Here is a 20,417-nt window from a genome sequence, read left to right as displayed (position 1 = left end):
TATCTTAGTGGAGCAATTGCTGCAGGAACGCGCGGGTGCGCGCCTCGCGCGGTCTACTGAAGAACTCCTCCGGAGGCGCCGTCTCGACGATTTTTCCGTCGGACATGAACACCACCCGGTCGGCAACCTGGCGGGCAAAGCCCATCTCATGCGTCACGCAGATCATCGTCATGCCGCTTTCCGCCAAGGTCACCATTACGTCGAGAACTTCGCGGATCATTTCCGGATCGAGAGCGGAGGTTGGTTCGTCGAACAGCATTATCCGCGGCCTCATGGCCAGCGAACGCGCGATAGCCACGCGCTGCTGCTGGCCGCCGGAGAGTTCGCCTGGATATTTGTGCGCCTGCTCTGGGATGCGCACCTTTTCCAGAAATCCCATCGCGACGTCGTTGGCCTCTGCCCGAGACATCCGACGAACCGACCTCAGAGCCAGCGCGCAGTTCTCAAGGATGGTCTTGTGCGGAAAGAGGTTGAAGTGCTGGAACACCATTCCGACTTCCCTGCGGACGGCCTCGATCTGCTTGCGCTCGTGCGTGAGCTCGACCCCTTCAACCAGGATGCGGCCTTGCTGGTGTCTCTCAAGATGGTTGATGCAACGGATCATCGTCGATTTGCCGGATCCTGACGGCCCCGCGACGACGATCCTCTCTCCCTCGCGAACGCGAAAGCTGATGTCGGTTAGGACCTGATGGCTCCCGTACCACTTGGAGACGTTTTCGAACTCGACGGCGATGCCGTCGGCATTGCTGGCAACCATCGGAAGCTCCTTGTCAGGTTGCGGCGGCGATTGCAGGCTGGCGCGTCGGCGCGGGCCTGCGGCGGAGATGGCGCGTCAGATAGCGCTCAAGCACGCCCCACAGCCTGCGGATCGCCTCGACCATGATCAGGTAGAGGACTGCAGCCCAGATATAGACCTGGAAATCGAAAGACCGCGAGAATGCCAGCTTGGTCGCCTGCATAAGCTCGGGCACGGTGATGACGCTAGCGAGGGCCGATGCCTTGAGGGACAGGATCAGTTCGTTCCCGAGCGGCCGCAGCGCGATTATCATCGCCTGGGGCAGCAGGATGTGAAAGAATGTCGTCGATCGGCTTAGGCCGAGCGCGTTGGCCGCCTCCGCTTGCCCTGCGGGAAGGGCGCTGAGCGCCCCGCGCAGGATCTCGGCCTGGTAGGCGACCGTGTTCAGCGTGAATGCGAACAGGGCGCAAAAATAGGCGTCGCGGAAAAACCACCAGAGACCCAAACCGGTGAGCTCGGCCCGAATCTGGCCGGCTCCGAAATAGATCAGGAATATCTGCCCCAAGAGCGGCGTGCCTCTGAAGAAGGTGATGTAGGCTTGGGCGAAAAGCCTGAGCGGAACGAACGTCCCGTTTCGGGCAAGCGCCATGGGAAGCGCCAGGACCGCTCCGATCAGGGCCGACGTGAAAACGAGTTCGAGCGTGACGGCGAGGCCCCACAAGATCTTGGGCCCGTAGTTGGCGAGAAGATCGAAGTTCATGCCCGCCTCCTGACCATCCCGCGGTTGGATCGGGCCTCGAGGATGCTAACGACCCAAGAGGAGATCATCGAGATAACGAGGTAGATGAGGCATGCAACGGCATAGAAGAAGAGCGGCTGCTTTGTGTTTGCGACAGCCAGATTGGTCTGCCGCATCAGGTCCGAAAGCGCTATGATGGAGACTAGGGATGTGTCCTTGAGCAGCACGAACCACAGGTTGCCAAGGCCAGGCAGCGCCAACCTCCAAAGCTGAGGACCAATCACGGTCAGGAATGTCTGCCATCTCGAAAGGCCAAGCGCCGCCGCCGCTTCATGTTGCCCGTGAGGGACGGCCCGCAGAGCTCCGACAAAGGTCTCCGAAGCAAACGAGGCGAACACGATCCCCAGTGCGATCATGCCGGCGACGAAGCCGCTGAAATCTCCGAATGGCTGGCCAAACATCAGTTCCGAGAGGACCTGGAGGAGGGCGCCGCCGCCATAGTAGATCATGAACAGGGTGAGCAGTTCCGGCAGGGCGCGGAACGTCGTGGCAAACAGCGTTGCGGCTCCGCGAAACCATTTGTTCTGGCCATTGATAAGCAGCGCCAGGCCCAGCCCGAGCAGCAACCCGAACGGGAGTGTGGCGATGGCCAGCCTGATCGTCAGCGACAGGCCATCCAACAATTGCTGACCCCAGCCCTCGGGGCCGAAAGAAAGCAGGCGAACGAGTTCCACCGTCATCTCCTGGATAGGATATGCCCGGCCATCGCTGGCCGGGCATTCGAGTTGGCCGCCTCAGTAAATCGAGAACGGGAAATACTTGGCGTTGATGGTCTTGTAGGTGCCGTCGGCAAGGATCTCCTTCAACGCGGCATCAAGCTTGTCGCGCAGTTCCGGATCGTCCTTGCGGACGCCGACGCCCTTTCCGTGGCCGAACAGCGGGTCACGCAGGTCGTCGCCCACCAGTTCGCAACATGAACCGTCGGACGACTTTTTCAGCCAGGCATCCAGGAGAACCTTGTCGGAGAGGACGAGGTCGATGCGGCCGGCCGCCAGGTCGGCGCTTGCGTCATCGACGGTCGAGTAGGTCTTGATCGTGGAATCCTTGTATTTGGCCTCCAGGAAGTTCTGCTGGGTGGTGGACCCTTGCACGCCGATCGCTTTCCCCTTCAGTGCGGCCGGCGCGATGTCAGTGACCTTGGCCTCCTTCGGCGCCATGAACTTCGCCGGCGTGTCGTAATATTTCGCCGTGAAGTCGATCTTCTTTTTGCGCTCGTCGGTGATGTTCATGGAAGCCACGATCGCATCGTATTTGTGCGCAACGAGGCCCGGGATCATGCCGTCCCATTCCTGGGTCACGATCTCGCACTTGAGCTTTGCCTTCTCGCAAAGCGCATTGGCGATGTCGACATCGAACCCGGTGAGCTTGCCGCCGTCGACATAGTTGAACGGAGGATAGACGCCTTCGGTCGCGATCTTGATGCTGGTCAGGTCACCTGCATTTGCCGAGGTAATGAGAGTCAAGGCAACTGCGCTGGCGGTAAGCATAAGCGATATTTTCATTTTTATTGCCCTTTTGGAGGTTGTGGTGGCGCGGGATTTTCCGTCTTTTGTTGTTGCGCAGGTCGGCGACCTACGAGAGATCAGCCAGGACTTCGTCCAGGCCGGACAAGAAGAGGTCTGCGTTCTCGACGGTGAATGGCAGTGGAGGCCGGATTTTCAGCACGTGGCCGTACGAACTGGACGCACTTATCAACATGCGCTTTTCGCGGAGAGCGTTAACGACGGCCAACGAAAGCTTTCCGTTCGGCGTCTTGGTCTTTCGGTCGGCCACGAACTCCATGCCGAGGAATAGGCCGGCGCCGCGGACTTCGCCGATCGACTCATACTTCTGCTGAAGCCTCTTCATGCCGTCGACCATATGGCCGCCGACTTTAACGGCGTTCGCCATAAGGTTCTCGTCCTTGATGACGTCGAGAACCGCCTGGGCTGCCGCTATGGAGACCGTGTTCGCGCCGAAGGTGTTGAAGTAACGGATGTCGGTGCCGAAGCGCTCAAGAACTTCCGGCCTCGCGGCAACGCCGGCGATCGGCATGCCGTTGCCCATGGGCTTGCCCATGACCACCAGGTCCGGAACGATGCCGTGGCGCTGGAAGCCCCACCAGTGCGTCCCGGTGCGGCCGAAGCCGGGCTGCACCTCGTCGGCTATATAGAGGCCGCCTGCCGAGTGAACGACCTCCACCGTCCTTTTGAGGAAGCCTGGGGGATCGGTCAGGATGCCATCGGTGGAAAAGATGCCGTCCGCAATGAAGGCGGCGAATTTGATCCCGTACCGCTGCATACTCTTGATAGCGGCTGCCACCCGCTCCGCGAAAATTTCGCCGACGTCGCCGCCTTCGCGATACTCGTCGGGCGCATCGACGATATAGACGTGCTGGCCGATCGGAACGTTCGGCCCCATCGAAGGCGAGATCTCGGCAACAGCGGTCGTGAGCCCATGATAGGCGTTGGCGGTCACCACGATCCCCGTGCCGCCCGTGTAGTATCGCGAGATGCGTAATGCCAGATCGACGGCCTCGCTTCCTGTGCAGGTGTACATCACGTTGCCTATTTCTTCGGGATAAGTCTCCAGAAGATCGGCGGAGTATTTGAGGATCGATTCATGAAGGTAGCGGGTGTGGGTATTGAGGATCGCCGATTGCTTGGAGATCGCCTCGACCACGCGCGGATGGCAGTGGCCTACCGACGGGACGTTGTTGTAGACATCGAGATAAGCGTTGTTCTGGCTGTCGTAGAGCCAGACACCCTCTCCGCGCACGACGTGAACGGGATGCTCATAGAAGAGTTTGTATGAGGGACCGAGGAGGGATCGCCGGCGGGCAATAAGGGACTGCTCTTCCTTGGACAGACGATCGGCGGTGCTCGGGTCGAAGCCGTTGATCATATAGGCGGCGGCGGACGACGACATTTGGCTTTGCTCCTATAGGGACAGGGCGTGGGCGATCTGGCTGGTCGCCTGAGCGCGAGGGATTTGTGCGAGACGGTGGAATTGGCGCCACGCCAGCGGCGTGTTGCGCAGGATGTATTTGCGGTTTTCAGGAAAGCGCACGGCACGCCATTCGGTGATGGCGATGCGCATCACCATCCGCGCCACGATTGTCGGGAATAAGATGTCGATCTCCGTTGGCAGCAGCGGCCGTCGGCTATGAAAGCCCCTTAGAAAGTCGCACGCGTCAGCTAAGGGATTCTCGGTTTCGGTAAGTTGATAGGCGGCTGCGACCGCCACGTCGAAGACGACGGGAGTACGAACCATATCGCCGAAATCGATGATGCCGATGATCTTGTCGGTATCCACTGGATCGACGACGACGTTGTCGCTGTTCAAGTCGTTGTGGACGACCTGAGCGCGCAGATGCGAGACATTCGGCAGCACTTCGGCTCTGAAAAGATCGACCCAGCCCAGGAGTTCGGTCCGCCGCATCCCATCCTTGATGTCCTCGAACATCTCATCGAGGGAAAGGATGTTCTTCAGGTCCCATATCGAGGAGTGGCTTTCCGCAGGATGGCGGAAGTCCTCAAGGGCCGATTGGAGTCTGGCCAGCATCGCTCCAATGTTATGGCGCTGGGCTGGGGTCTGCGGTGTCTTTCTCTGCAGCAACCCCCTGGTAAACGTGACCAGCCGTACGGTCCTAGCATCGTCAGGCCCACGGTCGAGTGTGAATTCGGGGCTGCCTGCGAGGTTTGGCACAACCCGCTGCACAGGCATGCCGGGATCTGTTTTTTCGACATGCTGAAGGGCGGCGGTCTGCATGTTTGTTGCCGCCGGGTCTTCCTCCGGATTGACGACCTTCAACAGAAACTCGCGCCCCTGTCGATCGATAAGGTGGAAATTGCTGTCCTTCTCGCCGGACAGACGTTGCGCCTCCACCCTCAGCCCGTAGCAGCGTTCGGCAATCTCCACTGCCTCCTCGGTGCTCACGAGTTCTGGGCGCGCCTCGGGTGCGGGAGAGACCGTTGAGTGGGTCGCTCGGGGCATTCGATCAATTCCCTTATCGACAGTATGCCAGTATATTGGTATATGAATAGCAGTGAGGTCAAGAGGGAAAGGCCGAAAAGTCACCCAGATTTGAATCTGGAATGTTCCGGTGTATTGGTATATCGTTGAGGGAGGTACGTTCGCCGATTCCGGTCAGGAAATAGTATCGAAGAGGATGCCGTGGATCAAATAGCCCCGCTGTTCACCCCCGATCAGTTGGATGGTCGGACTTCCAAGTCCGCGCAGGTCTACGAGTTGATCCGCGGTGCAATCATTTCGCTGAAAATGCCGCCAGGCAGCGCGGTCGTCGAGAAGGATATCTGCGCTCAGTTGGGCATCTCGCGAACGCCGCTACGCGAGGCAATCCTCCAACTCGCAAAGGAAAACCTGGTAAAAATCGCGCCGAGCGATGGCACGTTCGTCAACAAGATCGTTCTCAAGGAGGTTCTGCAGGGGCAACTCGTGCGCGACACGGTCGAGTTCCGGCTGACACGGCTTGCAGCCCGGAACTTCAAGCCCGAATTCGAGAAGGACTTTGAGCTTGCATTGTTCAAGCAGAAGGCGGCAGCCAAGCGTCAGGATGTCGACGAGTTCTTTGCCCTCGACAATGAGTTTCATGCGCTTATCTGCACATGTGCCGGGTTTCCGGACGCCTGGTTGGCGATCCACAACTCCACAGGCCAGCTTGACCGTGTCAGACGTCAAGCCTTCCCTCTAGAGAGGCACTTTTCGACGGTCTTTGAAGAGCACTGCGAGATGTATGAAATGATCAAGCGGCATGACGAGGACGGCGTCGCGCGGGTTTTCCAGGTTCAGCTCGACAGCACCTTCCCCTCGATCGAAATATTGCGTGCCCAACGCCCCGACCTCCTGAGCGGGGATGCCGACGTCAGTATAGCGGATATCCGCTAGAGGATCGCGCGATCGAAACCAATCCCGCGTCCGTCAATCCCGGTCACCCACTCTGCAGCGACTTGTTTCACCTCCGATGAGGCGAATGTTGCCATCGAGTCGCAGCATTGCGACACAGTCGCAATTGCCTGCGCCAAGTTCCTCAAAGGCAACTTGGAAAACGCGCCGCTCAACGAGCTGTCGTACCGCCATCGGTGCTCAGCATGCTGCCAGTGGCGAAGGTTGCTTCAGCCGCTACGAAGATGATGAACCTGGCGATCTCTGCAGGGCTCGCAAATCTCTTTAGCGGTGTGCCCGAGATGAAATTGTCTCGAGCCTGCTCGCCGAACCAGCCCAGTTCGGAGTCCATCATGGGCGTGTCGACGGGCCCCGGGCAAACGCAATTTACTCGGACTGTTGGGGCGAACTCAAGTGCGAGCGCCTTGGTTTGCCAAACCTGCCTTGGACGCACAGTAGTGCGCATAGCACTCCAGTCCGTTGAACGAGAGGTCGGAACCGATGGCAACGATACTGCCGCTGCCTTGCTGCCGCATCCTCAAACCGCAATCACGCATGACGTAGAACGCGCCGGAAAGGTTTATGTCTATGTGCTGCCGCCACAACCGCGGGCTCAGGTCCTCGATACGCGCCGGCGTGATTATGCCTGCGGCGTGGATCACTATGTCTAAGCCATCCAGTGTGGACCACGCTTTGGAAATCGCGCTCGAGGCGCTTGTTTCGTCAGCAACATCGCATTGTATGCCAAGGAGTTTTCCCCGAGCCGAGATGCCATCTCGTCGACGATTCATATCCTGGCGCGGAGCCACCAGACCAGGTTGCCTGAACTCGTTGCTGACCATCACATGGTCGAACCCCTATTCGACAGCCTTTGCTGCAGACAGTGGGTTCCGCACTGCATGGCTGTCTTGATTCCCGCGCGCGATTGGCTCGGTTTCACAGGCGTGTCCTTTGAAGCGGCGTGACCGGCCAGGCACGCGCCGCCCGGCGTAGACAACAACCTCAGGAGGAGCCCACACCCGCCAGTCTCTCGATCGATTTGACGACAGCCGAATGATCCTCATTCCATTCATCCGCGGCCTTGTTCGAATTGAACAACTGCTGGCAAAGCGCGGTCGACGGCAGGCAAACGCCGACGCCCGCCGCCGCCTTGAGAGCCAGGTCCAGATCCTTCGAATGCAGCGCGATACGGAACCCCGGCGCGAAGGATCGCGAAATCATCCTTTCGCCATGGACTTCCAGGATGCGCGACGACGCGAAGCCGCCCAGCAGGGCCTTCCTCACTTTGGCGGGATCGACGCCCGAGCGGGTGGCCAGCGTCAAAGCCTCGCCCACGGCCTCGATGGTCAAGGCGACGATGATCTGATTGGCGATCTTGCAGGTCTGGCCAGCGCCATTCTTGTCGCCGACATGGGTGATGTTCTTGCCCATCGTCTCGAACAGCGGCAACGCCCGCCCGAAGGCTTGCGCCGGTCCTCCGACCATGATCGAAAGCGTGGCCGCCTTCGCGCCGACCTCCCCGCCCGAGACCGGCGCATCCAGATAGGCTGAGCCGAGATCCTCGACCTTGCGCGCGAAGTCCTCGGTTGCGGCGGGATCGATCGAGCTCATGTCGATCACCAGGCTCCCAGCTCTTAGCCTCTCGGACAGACCGTTTTTGCCAAAACAGACGCGATCGACGTCACTCGTCACCGGAAGCATGAGGATGACGACGTCACAGTGCTCGGCAACCTCGGCCGGCGAATGATTGACGATGAGACCTTTTGAAACCAGCTCCGGCGAAGGCGCCGTGCGGTTGACGCTAGTGTGCACCTCGTGGCCGGCGGCAAGCAAATGCCCGGCCATTGGAGCACCCATGACGCCGAGGCCAATGAACCCTATCTTCATGCTGTTTCTCCTTTTCGCTGCCGTCAGAGCGCGAATACGCCGCCCTGCAGGCGATTGACGACGTCGTCACGATCCGGTCTGGGATCCGAGGCGAGAATCTCCTCGCGGAAATCGTCAGCAGTGTCCTTAGGCCGGTAGCCGATGTGACGCGCGAGCGAGTTGTCCCAGAAGCTTGCCGCATTGTTGGAGGCGCCGTAGATGACCGTGTGGCGAACGCGCGGCGCGCTGAGCGAGCGCTCGACCAACTGGCACATGTCGTCGAACGACAGCCAGGTCAGAAGGTGCCGGCGCGTGCTCGGCTTCGGCTCGCACGACCCGATGCGAATGGAAACGGTCTCGAGCCCGTACTTGTCCCAGTAAAGCTGGGCGAGGTTTTCGCCGAAGGCCTTTGCCAAACCGTAGTTCGAGTCTGGCCTTTGCGGCACCGTCGTGCCGATGACATCGTTCTGATCGTAGAAGCCAATGGCATGAACCGAGCTCGCAAACACAACGCGCTTCACGCCGGCCAGGCGCGCTGCCTCGTAAAGGCTTTGGAAGCCGACGATGTTCACGCGGCAGATGGAAGCGAAGTCGGCGTCCTTGGAGAGCCCGCCAAAATGCACGATCGCATCGATGTCCCTGACGAGGTCCGCGGCCGCGGAGCTGTCGCCAAGATCGGCTTTGACGAGCTCCTCGTTGGGAGCGGCGTGGGCCAGGTCGACTATGTCGGTCGATCGCAGGAGCTTCACCTGGGGTGCCAACCGCTTGCGCAGGACACTTCCAAGCAGGCCCGCGGCGCCCGTCAGCAAAATCCGATCGTAATTCATCGGTCTACCTTCCTATTGTGTAAAAGCGTGATCGGCGCAGGAGCTTTCGCCGCTCAGCAGCCGTTCGAAGTTTGCGACATCGACGTTGCCGCCGGAGACGACGACGGCCACCGTCTTGCCTCGCAAGGCATTGTTGGTCTTGAGCACGGCCGCGAGAGCCGCCGCTCCGCTCGCCTCGGCGACAAGATTGAAGTGGCCGAACAGAACTTTGATCGCCTGTCTGACGTCGCTATCGCTGACGGTTGCAAAATCCGGCTTGATTGCGTTTGCCAGCGCAAAGGGCACCTCGCCGGGCCGCGGCGACATCAGTCCGTCGCAAAGGGTGCTTCGACCTGGTTCATTTGATATCCGTGAGCCGGCGGCCATGGACTTGGCAAAATCGTCGAATCCGTCAGGCTCCACACCGACGATGCGGCAGCCCGGGAAGCGCTGCCGCACCGCGACCGCGGTTCCCGCGAGCAGGCCGCCGCCGCTTATGGCGATGACCAGGGTATCGATGGGTATGTCCCGCGCCGTCGCATCCTGCGCGATTTCAAGGCCGACCGTACCTTGTCCTTCGACGATATGGCGATGATCAAAGGGCGGCACGAAGATCGCGCCGTCGGCGACCATCTGCGCGACACGTTGGTCGCGCTGTGCAAAGAAATCGGGCAGGATCTCGACCTCGGCGCCAAGGGCAAGCGTGCCTTCAACCTTGCGCGACGGGGCTGACGCAGGCATCAGGACATGCGCCCTTCTGCCGACGACACCAGCAGCATAGGCTAGCCCCTGCGCATGATTTCCCGATGAGTAGCCGACAAAGGCGCGGTTCACGGTGGATTGGCTCTGGAGAACGAAGTTCAGGGCGCCGCGCGCCTTGAAGGAGCCGGTCTTCTGCAGGCTTTCGGGCTTTACGACGAGGCGCAGGCCGAGCGAGGCGTTGAGGCTTTCGCTTTCAAGAAGCGGGGTGCGAGCAATGTGGGAAGCGATGCGCCTGTGCGCCGCCAGGATGTGCTCGAACCAACCTCCAAGATCCGTGGCCATGACCGATCTCGCTTCAGAGAAAGCGAGCGAGTTTGAAGGCGGACAGGTCGATTTCGCTCCTGCCGTCGTGAATGAGCTGCGCGACGGCCTCGCCGATACCAAGCGAGTGCTTGAAGCCATGTCCTGAGCACGCCGAAATCACGGTGACCCGGTCCATCCCGGGATGGCTGTCGATGATGAATCCGTTGTCGGGCGTGTTGGTATAGAAGCAGGTGGCGTTGTTCACGATGTCGGGTCTGGTACCGATCATGTTCGGCCCGACATGGTTGGCGTAGAACTCCTGCGACTCCCATTGCTCGGCCTTCGGGCCGATCGTCTCGTGATCGATGTCGGGCGTGTCACGGCTCGCGACCATCTTCACGCCCTCGGTGGGGTCGGTGACGGGGAAGCCGGTGAAATAGTCTTCCAGCTTGTCGGTGACGAACCAGATGAAGACCGGCATCTTGTCGGGCCCGAACGGCGCGAAATCGTCGGCGCCATACCAATGAATGGTCTGGCGGGTGACAGTCAGGATCCTGTCGAATGGCGTGCCGAGCAGGCCGCGGGTCCAGGCTCCTGCCGCGACAACCGCCCGCTTTGCCCTGACCTGGCCCGCGCTGGTGCGCACGACGACGCCGGCGCCGGTCTGCTCGATGCTCTCCACAATCGTGTCGGTAAGCACCTCGGCGCCCGCCGATTTCGCATGCGCGATCTGCGCCTCGATCAAGGCCTCCGGGAGCATGTACCCGGCATTCGGCTCGAGATAGCCGCGGTCGGTGTCCTTTATGGCTCGGAACTGTGGATAGCGCGCGCGCAACTGATCGGCATTCATGACCTCGTGCTCGATGCCGAAGCGCTGGGCCATCTCGATGCTGCTGGCCAGGAAGTCTTCAGCGCCGTGCAGCGGCGTGGAGCCGCTCATGGGCGAGCCGATAATCAGCGTCCCTGACTTCACCAGGAAAGTCTTTCCCCATTCCTTTTCGAAATCGGCAATGATCTGATGCGAGCGCATCGCCAGCGGGACGTAGGCCGGACCTTCGCCGACCGCTTCCCTGGTCACGCGCGTTCCGCCATGGCTCGAGCCCTTGGCGTGCGGAGGCACGAACCGGTCAATGCCAATGACGCGCTCGCCGCGTTTGGCGAGCTGATAGAGCGTTGACGCACCCATCGCGCCAAGACCTATGACGGCGACGTCGAAGTCATTCGAAGATAAAGCGGCGGCCATATCAATCGTGTCCCTGCGGGGGAGAGGGGCGTGCTCGAGGTGTGCGCACGCGGCCCGGCTACGCTGCTTTCAGCGCGCCGAAGGCGTTGTTGATGATTGCCCTCAATTCATCGTGCTCCGTTGCGGTCAGATCCGTGAGCGGCGCCCTGACCGGTCCCGGGTCGCGCCCGAGGACGCGCAGGCCAGCCTTGACGATCGAAACCGGGTAGCCACGCTTGCGGTTCCGCAGGTCGATCAGCGGATAGTAGAACCGGGTCAGGAGATCATCGACGCGGGCCGTGTCGCCTGCGCGAAGGGCCTTGTAGAACTCAAGGGCTCGCTCTGGCACGAAATTGTAGACCGCCGAAGAGTAGGTCGTCACCCCGGCCGCCAGATAGGCCTTCGCGTAGACCTCGGCCGTCGGCATGCCGCCAATATAGGTGAACCGGTCGCCGAGCGTGACACAGATGCGGGTCAAGAGCTCGATGTCGCCGTGACCATCCTTGAAGCCGATGAGGTTGGGGCAGGCATCTGCGAGCCGGGCAAGCGTCTTCGGCTGGAGAATGCAGTTGTCGCGCGCATAGACGACAACGCCGATGGAGACCGCGTCGCAGACAGCCTTGATGTGCTGGAAGAGCCCATCCTGCTCGGCGTTGATTAGGTACTGGGGCAACAGCAGGAGCGCGTCGGCGCCCGCCTTCTCGCAGCGCTGCGCGAGGTCCTTCGCGATCGGCGTCCCGTAGCCGCAACCGGCGATGATCGGGGTCTTGCCCGCAACCTGCTTTGCCGCCCTGACGGTCTCGACGACTTCATCCGGACTCAAAGAGAAAAACTCGCCGGTGCCGCCGGCCACGAACAGCGCCGCCGCCGGATAGGAGGAGAGCCATTCGATATGGCCGGAGAACTTGTCCAGATCGACTTGCGCGCCATCGGCCGTAAAAGGCGTGACGGGGAATGACAGCAGGCCGGAGCCTATCGTCGCCTTCAAACTTTCCAGATTACCAGCCATCGTCCACCTCAACAGTGATCATACCACATTGAGGAGATAATATCTCATTGCGACGGCGCGTCAAGCTCCTTGTCGCTCCTCGCCTGTGGTTTTCCCGCCTGGGCCAGCGCGCGATATCGCATCTGGCTGCCGCCGATGTGGCTCTTCATGGCCTCGCGGGCGCCATCGACGTCCTGGCGGCCGATGGCTTCGCAGATGGCGTGGTGCTCGCCTACGGACTTCTCCAGGTAATTGGGCGTGATCAGGGTTCCGCGCTTGCTGCCCTCCAGCGCTCGTCTGGGCAGGATGGAGAGGCCCAGCCGGTCGAAAAATTCGATGAAAGCCTGATTGTTGGTGGCTTCGGCGATCGCTCTGTGAAAGGCCCAATCAGAGTCCTCGGTCGGCTCGCCGTTCGACAGGGCGTTGCGAAAACGCTCGGCGGCATCCCAGATATTTGCCTCCTGGGCCCAGGATCTGCGCGCAGCAGCCAAGCCGGCCCCATGCACCTCCACGGCGAGGCGGAGCTCGAGAATATCCAGCATGGAGGCCGAGAAATGCAGGTTTCCGGCCGGCGTGGCGTCTTCTCCGGTCTTCTGCGACACAAACACGCCGACGCCGTGCTTGGCCTCCAGAAGACCGTCAGCCCGCAATGCTGCGACCGCCTCCCTTATCACCGTTCGGCTCACGCCGAATTCGAGGGCCAGAGCTTTTTCCGTCGGCAGCTTGTCGCCGACCTTGATCGAATCGTCCGAAATGCGCTCGCGAAGAGCTCTTTCGGTCTGCAAGGTAAGTGAGTTCTTTGGTTTGGCTCTCAAAGGATGCCCTCCAGTGGCATGATCGTTGCCTATCCCCGCATACCGGGTGCAGTCGCTACGCGCAAAGCGTCGAGCAGTGATACGATCTGTTGTGATCTTTCTGCGTTGCATCTGTGCGCATAATGTAGCTTCAACCCCACTTCGGTCAATAAGATCATAGGATGTTGACAAGAGATCATATCTCTGTCAGCTTTTGTCCGATCTTAGCCGCTCCACCGGGTGACGAAAGAGGTCCCGGCCAAAAAACTGGGAAGTGAGCGCTCAGATCGCAAAAACACGGAATCGGTTCCGGTCAAAAACAGGGCGTATGGACATGAAGAGCGATAAGGCCAGGGTGGGTGTCGATATCGGCGGCACGTTCACCGATGTGGCTATGGAACATCGCGGGCAGATGTTCTCGACGAAGGTGTTGACGAACTATGCCGCCCCGGAGGCCGCGATCATCGACGGCGTCAAGCTGGTGCTCGCCGACGCCGGAATCGGCTTCGACGAGATCGGAGCCATCATTCACGGAACGACCCTTGCGACCAATGCGCTGATCGAAAGGCGAGGGGCCAGAACCGCATTTATCACCACGGCGGGTTTTCGCGACGTCATCGAGATGCGGACGGAAAATCGCTTCGAACTCTACGATCTCAACATCGTGCTGCCGCCGGCGCTTATTCCGCGGCGCGACCGCTTCGTCGTCGACGAGCGCGTCGACGCGCACGGCGCGGTCCTGACGCCCCTGGATATCGCCCAGGTCGAGAGCCTCGCCGAAGACATCCGCAAGGGCGGCTATGAAAGCATCGCCGTCGGCCTCATGCATTCCTATGTCAACGGTGAGCACGAGCGTAAGATACGCGACATTCTGGTCGAGAAGCTGCCGGCGATCTCGGTGTCGCTCTCGTGCGAAGTGTCTCCGCAGATGCGCGAGTTCCAGCGCTTCAACACCGTCTGCTCCAACGCCTATGTAAAGCCTCTGATGGCTTCATATCTCAATCGCCTGGTCGACAAGCTCCGGCAGGTCGGGGCGCAATGCCCGATCTTCATGATCCACTCCGGCGGTGGCATCATCACGGTCGAGAGCGCGGCCGAATTTCCAGTCCGTCTCCTGGAATCCGGCCCCGCCGGCGGCGCGATCTTCGCGGCCGAGGTGGCTAAGCGCTATGGCCTCAATCGCGTTCTTTCCTATGACATGGGCGGGACCACCGCCAAGATCTGCTTGATCGACGACACGACGCCGAAAACAGCCAAGACGTTCGAGGTTGCCCGCACCTACCGCTTCAAGAAGGGCAGCGGCATGCCGATTTCGATACCCGTCATCGAGATGATCGAGATCGGCGCCGGCGGTGGCTCGATCGCGGCCGTCGACGCCATGAAGCAGATCAGGGTCGGTCCCCATAGCGCCGCATCGGAACCGGGGCCTGCCTGTTACGGCCGCGGTGGCGTTCGTCCGACCGTGACGGATGCCGATCTCATCCTTGGCCGGCTCGATCCCGACAGCTTCGCCGGCGGCACTATCAAGCTCAACACCGGCAATTCCCGCAACGCGCTGCTTGAGGACGTCGGCGAGAAGCTTGGCATCGACGAGAAGGCGGCTGCCTTCGGCGTCTCCGAGATCGTCGATGAGAGCATGGCCAACGCCGCGCGAATGCATGCGGTCGAGAACGGCAAGGAACTGGCCGAGTACAGCATGATCGCCTTCGGCGGCGCGGCTCCACTTCACGCCTCGCGGCTGTGCGAGAAGCTCGGCATGAGGGAACTCATCATTCCGCCGGGCGCGGGCGTGGGCTCGGCGATCGGGTTCCTCAGGGCCCCCATCGCCTTCGAGGCGGTGCGCAGCGCCTACATCCGCTTCGCACGCTTTGACGCGCGCAAAATCAATGCGGTGCTGAAGGAGCTCAAGGAAGAGGCGACGCGCTTCGTTCATTCGGCAGATCCGTCGGCCAAGATCGACATGGAGTGCACGGCCTACATCCGCTACGTCGGTCAGGGCTGGGAAATCCCCGTCGATATCGAAATCAGGAAATACACCGATGCGGACGCCGCCGCGCTTCGCCAGCGTTTCGAGGAGGTGTATGCCGTCCACTTCGGCCGCGCCATCGAGGGCCTCGACGCCGAGATCATCAGCTGGTCTTTGCGTGCCAGCTCACCGCTTCATTCTTCCGTGCCGGTCGCGCGCTCAAAAAAGGCCAAGGCCGCCCCGGTCGCGACGAAGCGCGACATCTTCGACGCCAGGGAAGGCAAATACGTCGCCGGCGCTATCGTCGAGCGCCACGTGTTGAGCGCCGGTGAGTTCGTCTCCGGCCCCGCCGCGATCACGGAGCGGGAGACGACCACCATCATCTCCTCGTCCTATGAAGCCATCGTGCAGCCGGACGGCTGCCTGCTTGTCGTCTCCAAAAGCGCGTAACGGGATCAAGATCATGCTGGAAAAACGTGACGCCATCGCCGAAATGCGGCTCCAGATCATGTGGAACCGCCTCATCTCCGTCGTCGAGGAACAGGCCATCACGCTCGTTCGCACGGCCTTCAGCACTAGCGTGCGCGAAGCCAGCGACCTCTCGGCCGGCGTCTTCAATAAGGCCGGGGAGATGGTCGCGCAGGCGGTGACTGGAACGCCTGGGCATGTGAATGCCATGGGCGAGGCGGTCGGCCATTTCATCGCCGCGATCGGCCGCGACAACCTCTTTGAAGGCGACGTCTACATCACCAACGATCCCTGGAAGGGGACGGGTCACCTTCACGACTTCACGGTCGTCAGCCCTTCCTTCCACAAGGGTGAGCTGATTGGCTTCTTTGCCTGCACTGCGCATGTCGTCGATGTCGGCGGGCGCGGCTTTGGTCCGGACGCCAACGAGGTCTACGAGGAGGGGATCTTCATCCCCATCATGAAATTCGCCGAGCGCGGCGTGGTCAACAAGGACCTCATCAACATCGTGCGCAACAATGTGCGCGAGGCCGATCAGGTCGTTGGCGACCTCTATTCGCTGGCCGCATGCAACGAGATCGGCCATAGGCGGCTGATCGAGATGCTGTCGGAGTTCGATCTGCCCGACATCGAGGACCTTGCCAGCTTCATCTTCCACAATTCCTACAACGCCACGGTCGAGCGGATCGCCGCGCTTCCGGCAGGGGTCTACACCAACGCGATGCGCGTCGACGGCTATGGCTCGCCGATCGATCTCGTTGTCAGGCTCGACGTGAAGTCGGACGAGATCCTGGCCGATTTCGAGGGCACGTCGCCACCAAGCCCGCTCGGCATCAATGTGCCGCTCATCTACGCCACAGCTTATGCCGCCTATGGCCTGAAGGTTGCGCTCGCCCCGGAGATCCCGAACAACGCGGCGTCGCTGCGTCCCTTCAAGGTGGTGGCGCCGCCCGATTGCATTCTCAATGCGCAGCGCCCGGCTCCCGTGGCGGTTCGCCATGTGCTCGGTCACTTCGTGCCGGACACCGTGCTTGGCGCGGTGCACAAGATGCTTCCCGATACCGTGCCGGCTGAAGGCGCTGGCGCGCTTTGGAATATCCATCTCAGCGCCAGGCCGACCGAGGGAAGGGCTGCCGACGGCATCTCGCTGCATCGCAGCGAAATCCTGATGTTCAATTCCGGCGGCAGCGGCGCAAGGCCGACCCTTGATGGCCTCAATGCCACGGCATTCCCCAGTGGCGTCCACAGCATGTCGGTGGAAGCAACGGAGCACGTCGGTCCGATCATCGTCTGGCGCAAGGAGCTTCGCAACGGGTCCGGCGGCGCCGGCCGCCAGCGCGGAGGCCTGGGTCAGGTCGTCGAGATCGCGGCGACTGAAGGGCACGAGTTCCATTTCAATGCCATGTTCGATCGCGTCGACAACGCTCCGCGCGGTCGCGAAGGAGGACAGGACGGTCTGGCAGGCCGCGCCTATCTCAACGATGGCACCAAGCTGCGCGCCAAAGGCCGCCAGTTCGTGCCCGCCGGACGAAGGCTGGTCATCGAACTTCCAGGAGGCGGTGGCTATGGCGCGCCCGAACTGCGACCCGGGGCAACTGTCGAGAGCGACCTGCTCGACGAGTACGTCGTCAAAGATTGAGATCAGGCAATGGCTGGCATAGATGAGATCGCCACGGAAATGGGTGGCTTTGAATTGGCCGCCACCTTTCGCGGCGTGCCGCCGGGCACCCGCTGGCTGCCCGCCTCGTCGATCGCGGCGCGGGACTGGCATCCCGCCGATGGCCGGATGAGCCTTCCGCTCCTGTCGCTCGATCTCAAGACCTATGCCGATAACAAGGCGACCATGCTCGATATTTGCCGGACCGTGTCGTGCGAGATCGCGCCGCATGCCAAAACGCCGATGTCGCCGGTCCTGGCGCGCGATCTGATAGCGAGCGGCGCGTGGGGGACATCCGTCGCCGATCTCCGCCAGGCCGAGGTCATGCTAGGTAATGGCATCGGCAGGGTTCTCATTGCCAACGAGATCGGCGGCGCGCATGCAGCCAAGCGGCTGGCGGCCTTGCTGAGTGGCTACAACGGTGCCGAGGTCTATCTGTTCGTCGATGCGCCAGAGCTGGTCGACAAGCTTGGACTGGAATGGAAGGCCGCGCCGGATCTGCCGGCCCTGAATCTGCTGATCGAAGTCGGATGCGGCCGCGGCGGGGTGACGTCCGATCGCCAGGTCAGTGAGATCATCGACGCGATCGCCGCTGCGGCGGAGCCCCGGCTGCAACTCGCGGGTATTGCCGCTTATGAAGGCACCGCGAACACAGCCGACGAGGAGCAGCTTCGGGCGAACCTCGACGATCTCTTCGCCCGCGTAAGGTCGGCGCTGGCGTCCGTGCGCAAGCATGTCGGGCCAGCCACCAGGCTCGTTCTTTCGATGGGTGGCTCCAGCCTCTTCGACCATGTGATCGTCGACTGCGCGCCTATCGTCCAGGAGGACGGCAACGCCTTCTTGCTCTTGAGGAGCGGCGCGTGCTTCTTCAGCGATCATGGACCGATCCGCGACCGCCTTCGCGCCATGGCTGCACGCGGGATGCTCGGGCTGGACCTCAGCGAGAAGATCGCGGCCTCGTTCAAGCCCGCGTTGCGGCTTTGGGCGGAGGTGCTTTCGGTTTGCAACGGTGGGACCGCCATCTGCGGTTTTGGCCTGCGCGATGTGGCGCACGATCAGGGCTTGCCGGTTCCGCTCGCACTTTGGCGCGACGGCGCAAGGATAGCCGACATCGCGGCAAGCGCGACCTTGGTCAAGCTGAACGACCAGCATGCCTTCATCCGCGCCGGGGAAGGCGCGTTCCAGATCGGCGACGTCGTCGAAGTCGGGGTGCGGCATCCGTGCACGACCATCGACAAGCACGACTTGATTTATGGACTGGACGAAACAGGCCGCGTGACCGCGGCGATGCGGACCTTCTTCGGCTGAAAGGCCGGGGCCAAGGTTCCTATGGGATTGCACAGATGACACAGACGATCGACGAACGGCTCAAGGATCTGGGACTGGAAGTCCCGGAGGTCACCGCCCCAACCGCCAACTATGTGCCGACAAGGCAGATGGCATCGACCCTTTATGTGTCCGGGCAGATTCCGAAGCTTGACGGGCAAGCGCAGTATGTCGGCAAAGTCGGCGACACCATCTCGCTCGAAGATGCCAAGGACGCGGCGCGCCTCTGCGCGCTGAACATGGTGGCTCAGCTCAAGGCGGCGCTGGGTGGCGATCTCGATCGCGTCGCCGGCTGCCTTCGCGTTCGCGGCTTCGTCAACGCCGTTCCCGACTTCAAGGCGCATGCCGCAGTCATGAACGGCGCCTCCGATCTGCTGGTGGAAATCTTCGGAGACAAGGGTCGCCACACAAGGACGGCCATCGGCGTGGGCTCGCTGCCGCAGGGCGTGGCCGTGGAGGTCGACGCCGACTTTGCGATCCTCGACTAGCCGCCAATTTCGATGTCAACGGCCAACAAAACTGAACACATAGGGGATGGCCACAATGGGATACCAGTTTGATTTCTCAGTCGTCTGGGAACAGTGGCCGCTGCTGTTGAATGGCACGCTGAGGGCGCTCTATTACACGGCGATCTCCGGGCTGCTCGCGCTGGTCCTCGGCATTGCCGTGATGGTAGCAAGGCGCAGCGAGATCAAGCCTGTCAGGCTCACCGCCAAGACCTTCATCGAGATCATCAGGAACACGCCGTTCCTGGTGCAGCTCTTCTTCATCTTCTTCGGCCTGCCCTCGATCGGCCTGAGGTTGTCGGTGACCACGGCCGCCATCTTGGCGCTGACGATCAACACCGCCGCCTACATCGCCGAGATCCTTCGCGGTGGCGTCGACAGCCTGCCGAAGGGCCAGATCGAGGCTGGCAAGGCGCTCGGCCTCAATCGCCGGCAGATATTCTTCGACATCATCCTGAAGCCGTCGGTCCGCTCGGTCTATCCGGGGCTGTGTAGCCAGTTCGTCCTGATGATGCTGACGTCCAGCGTCGTCGCTTCGATCTCCGCTCCCGAGCTCACCTACTCGGCGCAGATGATCGAGGCCCAGTCGTTCCGCAGTTTCGAGGTCTATTTCGTCGTGACCGGGATCTACCTCGTCCTGTCGCTCTGGATGTCGTCGCTGCTGCGCATCTTCGGCCGCGTCTATTTCTCCTACCCGACGAAGTGATGGGGGCGCGCGATGGTCAGAGAAATCACACCCAACGACATCTGGATCCTGCTGGAAGGTCTCAAGTGGACCATACTCCTGTCGGCGATCGCCTTCGCCGGCGGCGGAGTGGTGGGACTGATCGTCGCCTTGCTGCGCACCAGCCCGTCCAAGGTCCTGCGCACCATCAGTTATCTCTATATCGAGCTGTTCCAGGGCACGCCGCTGCTGATGCAGCTGTTCGTGATCTACTACGGCGTCGCCCTGGTGGGGCTCGACGTCAATGCCTGGGTTGCGGCGGCAATAGGCCTGACGGCGCATGCCAGCGCGTTTTTGGGCGAGATCTGGCGCGGCGGCATCGAAGCGGTTCCGCGCGGTCAGACCGAGGCCGCGCGCGCGCTCGGATTGTCCTACCGCCACCGCATGCTCGATATCGTCCTACCGCAGGCTTTCAGGATATCGCTGCCGGCGACCGTGGGCTTCCTCGTCGGCCTGATCAAGGGAACCTCGCTTGTCGCGATCGTCGGCTTCACGGAACTGACCCGCGCCGGGCAGATCATCTCCAACAACACCTTCCAGCCATTGATCGTCTTTGGACTGGTCGGCGCGATGTACTTCGCGCTGTGCTGGCCCCTTTCCGTCCTTAGCGACCGTCTCGAGAAGAGAATGTCCATGGGGGCGTAATCCCATCAGCGGCATCGGCACGCTG

Annotated in this window: 21 protein-coding genes; 7 read left to right on the top strand and 14 right to left on the bottom strand. The window is 61.4% G+C overall.

Going from position 1 to position 20,417, the window contains the following annotated elements; genetic code table 11:
• Positions 1–4: 4 nt before the first annotated feature.
• The 6 genes from P9230_RS21800 to P9230_RS21775 form a co-directional block, all read right to left on the bottom strand.
• Entirely contained in the window at positions 5–757 is a 753-nt protein-coding gene (locus P9230_RS21800) for an amino acid ABC transporter ATP-binding protein (protein WP_278055609.1), read from the bottom strand.
• A 13-nt stretch (positions 758–770) separates the two neighbouring features.
• Positions 771–1,496, bottom strand: coding sequence for an ABC transporter permease (locus tag P9230_RS21795; RefSeq protein ID WP_278055608.1), 726 nt, complete (start codon positions 1,494–1,496; stop codon positions 771–773).
• On the bottom strand, positions 1,493–2,215 hold the full coding sequence (locus P9230_RS21790; protein ID WP_278055607.1) for an ABC transporter permease subunit: 723 nt from the start codon (positions 2,213–2,215) through the stop codon (positions 1,493–1,495). The genes P9230_RS21795 and P9230_RS21790 overlap by 4 nt, the downstream gene beginning before the upstream one ends.
• Positions 2,216–2,269: 54 nt before the next feature.
• The gene (locus P9230_RS21785; protein WP_278055606.1) at positions 2,270–3,037 is read right to left on the bottom strand and encodes a transporter substrate-binding domain-containing protein; all 768 of its coding nucleotides are present in this window, start codon (positions 3,035–3,037) and stop codon (positions 2,270–2,272) included.
• A gap of 70 nt (positions 3,038–3,107) precedes the next feature.
• On the bottom strand, positions 3,108–4,442 hold the full coding sequence (locus tag P9230_RS21780; RefSeq protein ID WP_278088322.1) for an aminotransferase class III-fold pyridoxal phosphate-dependent enzyme: 1,335 nt from the start codon (positions 4,440–4,442) through the stop codon (positions 3,108–3,110).
• 12 nt (positions 4,443–4,454) lie between these two features.
• Positions 4,455–5,453, bottom strand: coding sequence for a phosphotransferase (locus P9230_RS21775; protein WP_278055603.1), 999 nt, complete (start codon positions 5,451–5,453; stop codon positions 4,455–4,457).
• 237 nt (positions 5,454–5,690) lie between these two features.
• On the opposite strand from P9230_RS21775, the gene P9230_RS21770 reads away from it, so the two are divergent.
• Positions 5,691–6,422, top strand: a complete 732-nt coding sequence (locus tag P9230_RS21770; protein WP_278055602.1) for a GntR family transcriptional regulator — start codon at positions 5,691–5,693, stop codon at positions 6,420–6,422.
• Between the two features lie 169 nt (positions 6,423–6,591).
• On the opposite strand, the gene P9230_RS21765 is transcribed toward P9230_RS21770, so the two are convergent.
• From P9230_RS21765 to P9230_RS21730, 8 genes are all read right to left on the bottom strand, one after another.
• A complete protein-coding gene (locus tag P9230_RS21765) occupies positions 6,592–6,885 on the bottom strand; it encodes an SDR family oxidoreductase (RefSeq protein WP_278055601.1) in 294 nt (97 codons plus the stop codon).
• A complete protein-coding gene (locus tag P9230_RS21760; protein WP_278055599.1) occupies positions 6,830–7,261 on the bottom strand; it encodes an SDR family oxidoreductase in 432 nt (143 codons plus the stop codon). The genes P9230_RS21765 and P9230_RS21760 overlap by 56 nt, the downstream gene beginning before the upstream one ends.
• A gap of 160 nt (positions 7,262–7,421) precedes the next feature.
• Positions 7,422–8,306 carry a 2-hydroxy-3-oxopropionate reductase gene (locus tag P9230_RS21755; protein WP_278055597.1) on the bottom strand — a complete coding sequence of 295 codons (885 nt, stop codon included), beginning with the start codon at positions 8,304–8,306 and terminating at the stop codon, positions 7,422–7,424.
• A 23-nt stretch (positions 8,307–8,329) separates the two neighbouring features.
• Positions 8,330–9,112: an NAD(P)-dependent oxidoreductase gene (locus P9230_RS21750; RefSeq protein ID WP_278055596.1), complete on the bottom strand. Its 783-nt coding sequence runs from the start codon at positions 9,110–9,112 to the stop codon at positions 8,330–8,332.
• 12 nt (positions 9,113–9,124) lie between these two features.
• Positions 9,125–10,135 (bottom strand): threonine/serine dehydratase, encoded by a 1,011-nt coding sequence (locus tag P9230_RS21745; RefSeq protein WP_278055594.1) that lies wholly within the window; start codon positions 10,133–10,135, stop codon positions 9,125–9,127.
• A 13-nt stretch (positions 10,136–10,148) separates the two neighbouring features.
• Positions 10,149–11,339: an N-methyl-L-tryptophan oxidase gene (solA, locus tag P9230_RS21740; RefSeq protein WP_278055593.1), complete on the bottom strand. Its 1,191-nt coding sequence runs from the start codon at positions 11,337–11,339 to the stop codon at positions 10,149–10,151.
• Between the two features lie 58 nt (positions 11,340–11,397).
• Complete coding sequence (gene kdgD / locus P9230_RS21735; RefSeq protein WP_278055592.1) at positions 11,398–12,327, bottom strand: 5-dehydro-4-deoxyglucarate dehydratase; 930 nt, start codon at positions 12,325–12,327, stop codon at positions 11,398–11,400.
• A gap of 44 nt (positions 12,328–12,371) precedes the next feature.
• Positions 12,372–13,232, bottom strand: coding sequence for a FadR/GntR family transcriptional regulator (locus tag P9230_RS21730; protein WP_278055591.1), 861 nt, complete (start codon positions 13,230–13,232; stop codon positions 12,372–12,374).
• Between the two features lie 202 nt (positions 13,233–13,434).
• Here P9230_RS21730 and P9230_RS21725 point away from each other — a divergent pair, with 202 nt between their 5' ends.
• Genes P9230_RS21725 through P9230_RS21700 form a run of 6 tightly spaced genes read left to right on the top strand, consistent with a single transcriptional unit; the run spans position 13,435 to position 20,392 of the window.
• Positions 13,435–15,516: a hydantoinase/oxoprolinase family protein gene (locus tag P9230_RS21725; protein ID WP_278055590.1), complete on the top strand. Its 2,082-nt coding sequence runs from the start codon at positions 13,435–13,437 to the stop codon at positions 15,514–15,516.
• A gap of 13 nt (positions 15,517–15,529) precedes the next feature.
• Positions 15,530–17,173 (top strand): hydantoinase B/oxoprolinase family protein, encoded by a 1,644-nt coding sequence (locus tag P9230_RS21720; protein ID WP_278055588.1) that lies wholly within the window; start codon positions 15,530–15,532, stop codon positions 17,171–17,173.
• Between the two features lie 9 nt (positions 17,174–17,182).
• Positions 17,183–18,499, top strand: a complete 1,317-nt coding sequence (locus P9230_RS21715; protein WP_278055587.1) for an alanine racemase — start codon at positions 17,183–17,185, stop codon at positions 18,497–18,499.
• Between the two features lie 35 nt (positions 18,500–18,534).
• Entirely contained in the window at positions 18,535–19,005 is a 471-nt protein-coding gene (locus tag P9230_RS21710; protein ID WP_278055586.1) for a RidA family protein, read from the top strand.
• A 55-nt stretch (positions 19,006–19,060) separates the two neighbouring features.
• A complete protein-coding gene (locus P9230_RS21705; protein WP_278055584.1) occupies positions 19,061–19,729 on the top strand; it encodes an amino acid ABC transporter permease in 669 nt (222 codons plus the stop codon).
• A gap of 12 nt (positions 19,730–19,741) precedes the next feature.
• Positions 19,742–20,392, top strand: a complete 651-nt coding sequence (locus P9230_RS21700) for an amino acid ABC transporter permease (protein WP_278055582.1) — start codon at positions 19,742–19,744, stop codon at positions 20,390–20,392.
• Positions 20,393–20,417 lie beyond the last annotated feature (25 nt).

Origin of the sequence: Mesorhizobium sp. WSM4887 (assembly GCF_029625865.1) — a bacterium.
Classification (GTDB): Bacteria; Pseudomonadota; Alphaproteobacteria; order Rhizobiales; family Rhizobiaceae; genus Mesorhizobium.
Note: the sequence above shows the minus strand (reverse complement) of the source record. Positions and strands in the feature narration are given on the sequence as shown.

Coding starts and splice junctions, on each gene's coding strand:
- P9230_RS21800 (WP_278055609.1), bottom strand. CDS start 757: ATGGTTGCCAGCAATGCCGACGGCATCGCCGTCGAGTTCGAAAACGTC.
- P9230_RS21795 (WP_278055608.1), bottom strand. CDS start 1,496: ATGAACTTCGATCTTCTCGCCAACTACGGGCCCAAGATCTTGTGGGGC.
- P9230_RS21790 (WP_278055607.1), bottom strand. CDS start 2,215: ATGACGGTGGAACTCGTTCGCCTGCTTTCTTTCGGCCCCGAGGGCTGG.
- P9230_RS21785 (WP_278055606.1), bottom strand. CDS start 3,037: ATGAAAATATCGCTTATGCTTACCGCCAGCGCAGTTGCCTTGACTCTC.
- P9230_RS21780 (WP_278088322.1), bottom strand. CDS start 4,442: ATGTCGTCGTCCGCCGCCGCCTATATGATCAACGGCTTCGACCCGAGC.
- P9230_RS21765 (WP_278055601.1), bottom strand. CDS start 6,885: ATGCGCACTACTGTGCGTCCAAGGCAGGTTTGGCAAACCAAGGCGCTC.
- P9230_RS21760 (WP_278055599.1), bottom strand. CDS start 7,261: ATGGTCAGCAACGAGTTCAGGCAACCTGGTCTGGTGGCTCCGCGCCAG.
- P9230_RS21755 (WP_278055597.1), bottom strand. CDS start 8,306: ATGAAGATAGGGTTCATTGGCCTCGGCGTCATGGGTGCTCCAATGGCC.
- P9230_RS21750 (WP_278055596.1), bottom strand. CDS start 9,112: ATGAATTACGATCGGATTTTGCTGACGGGCGCCGCGGGCCTGCTTGGA.
- P9230_RS21745 (WP_278055594.1), bottom strand. CDS start 10,135: ATGGCCACGGATCTTGGAGGTTGGTTCGAGCACATCCTGGCGGCGCAC.
- solA (WP_278055593.1), bottom strand. CDS start 11,339: ATGGCCGCCGCTTTATCTTCGAATGACTTCGACGTCGCCGTCATAGGT.
- kdgD (WP_278055592.1), bottom strand. CDS start 12,327: ATGGCTGGTAATCTGGAAAGTTTGAAGGCGACGATAGGCTCCGGCCTG.
- P9230_RS21730 (WP_278055591.1), bottom strand. CDS start 13,232: ATGCAACGCAGAAAGATCACAACAGATCGTATCACTGCTCGACGCTTT.
- P9230_RS21725 (WP_278055590.1), top strand. CDS start 13,435: ATGAAGAGCGATAAGGCCAGGGTGGGTGTCGATATCGGCGGCACGTTC.
- P9230_RS21720 (WP_278055588.1), top strand. CDS start 15,530: ATGCTGGAAAAACGTGACGCCATCGCCGAAATGCGGCTCCAGATCATG.
- P9230_RS21715 (WP_278055587.1), top strand. CDS start 17,183: ATGGCTGGCATAGATGAGATCGCCACGGAAATGGGTGGCTTTGAATTG.
- P9230_RS21710 (WP_278055586.1), top strand. CDS start 18,535: ATGACACAGACGATCGACGAACGGCTCAAGGATCTGGGACTGGAAGTC.
- P9230_RS21705 (WP_278055584.1), top strand. CDS start 19,061: ATGGGATACCAGTTTGATTTCTCAGTCGTCTGGGAACAGTGGCCGCTG.
- P9230_RS21700 (WP_278055582.1), top strand. CDS start 19,742: ATGGTCAGAGAAATCACACCCAACGACATCTGGATCCTGCTGGAAGGT.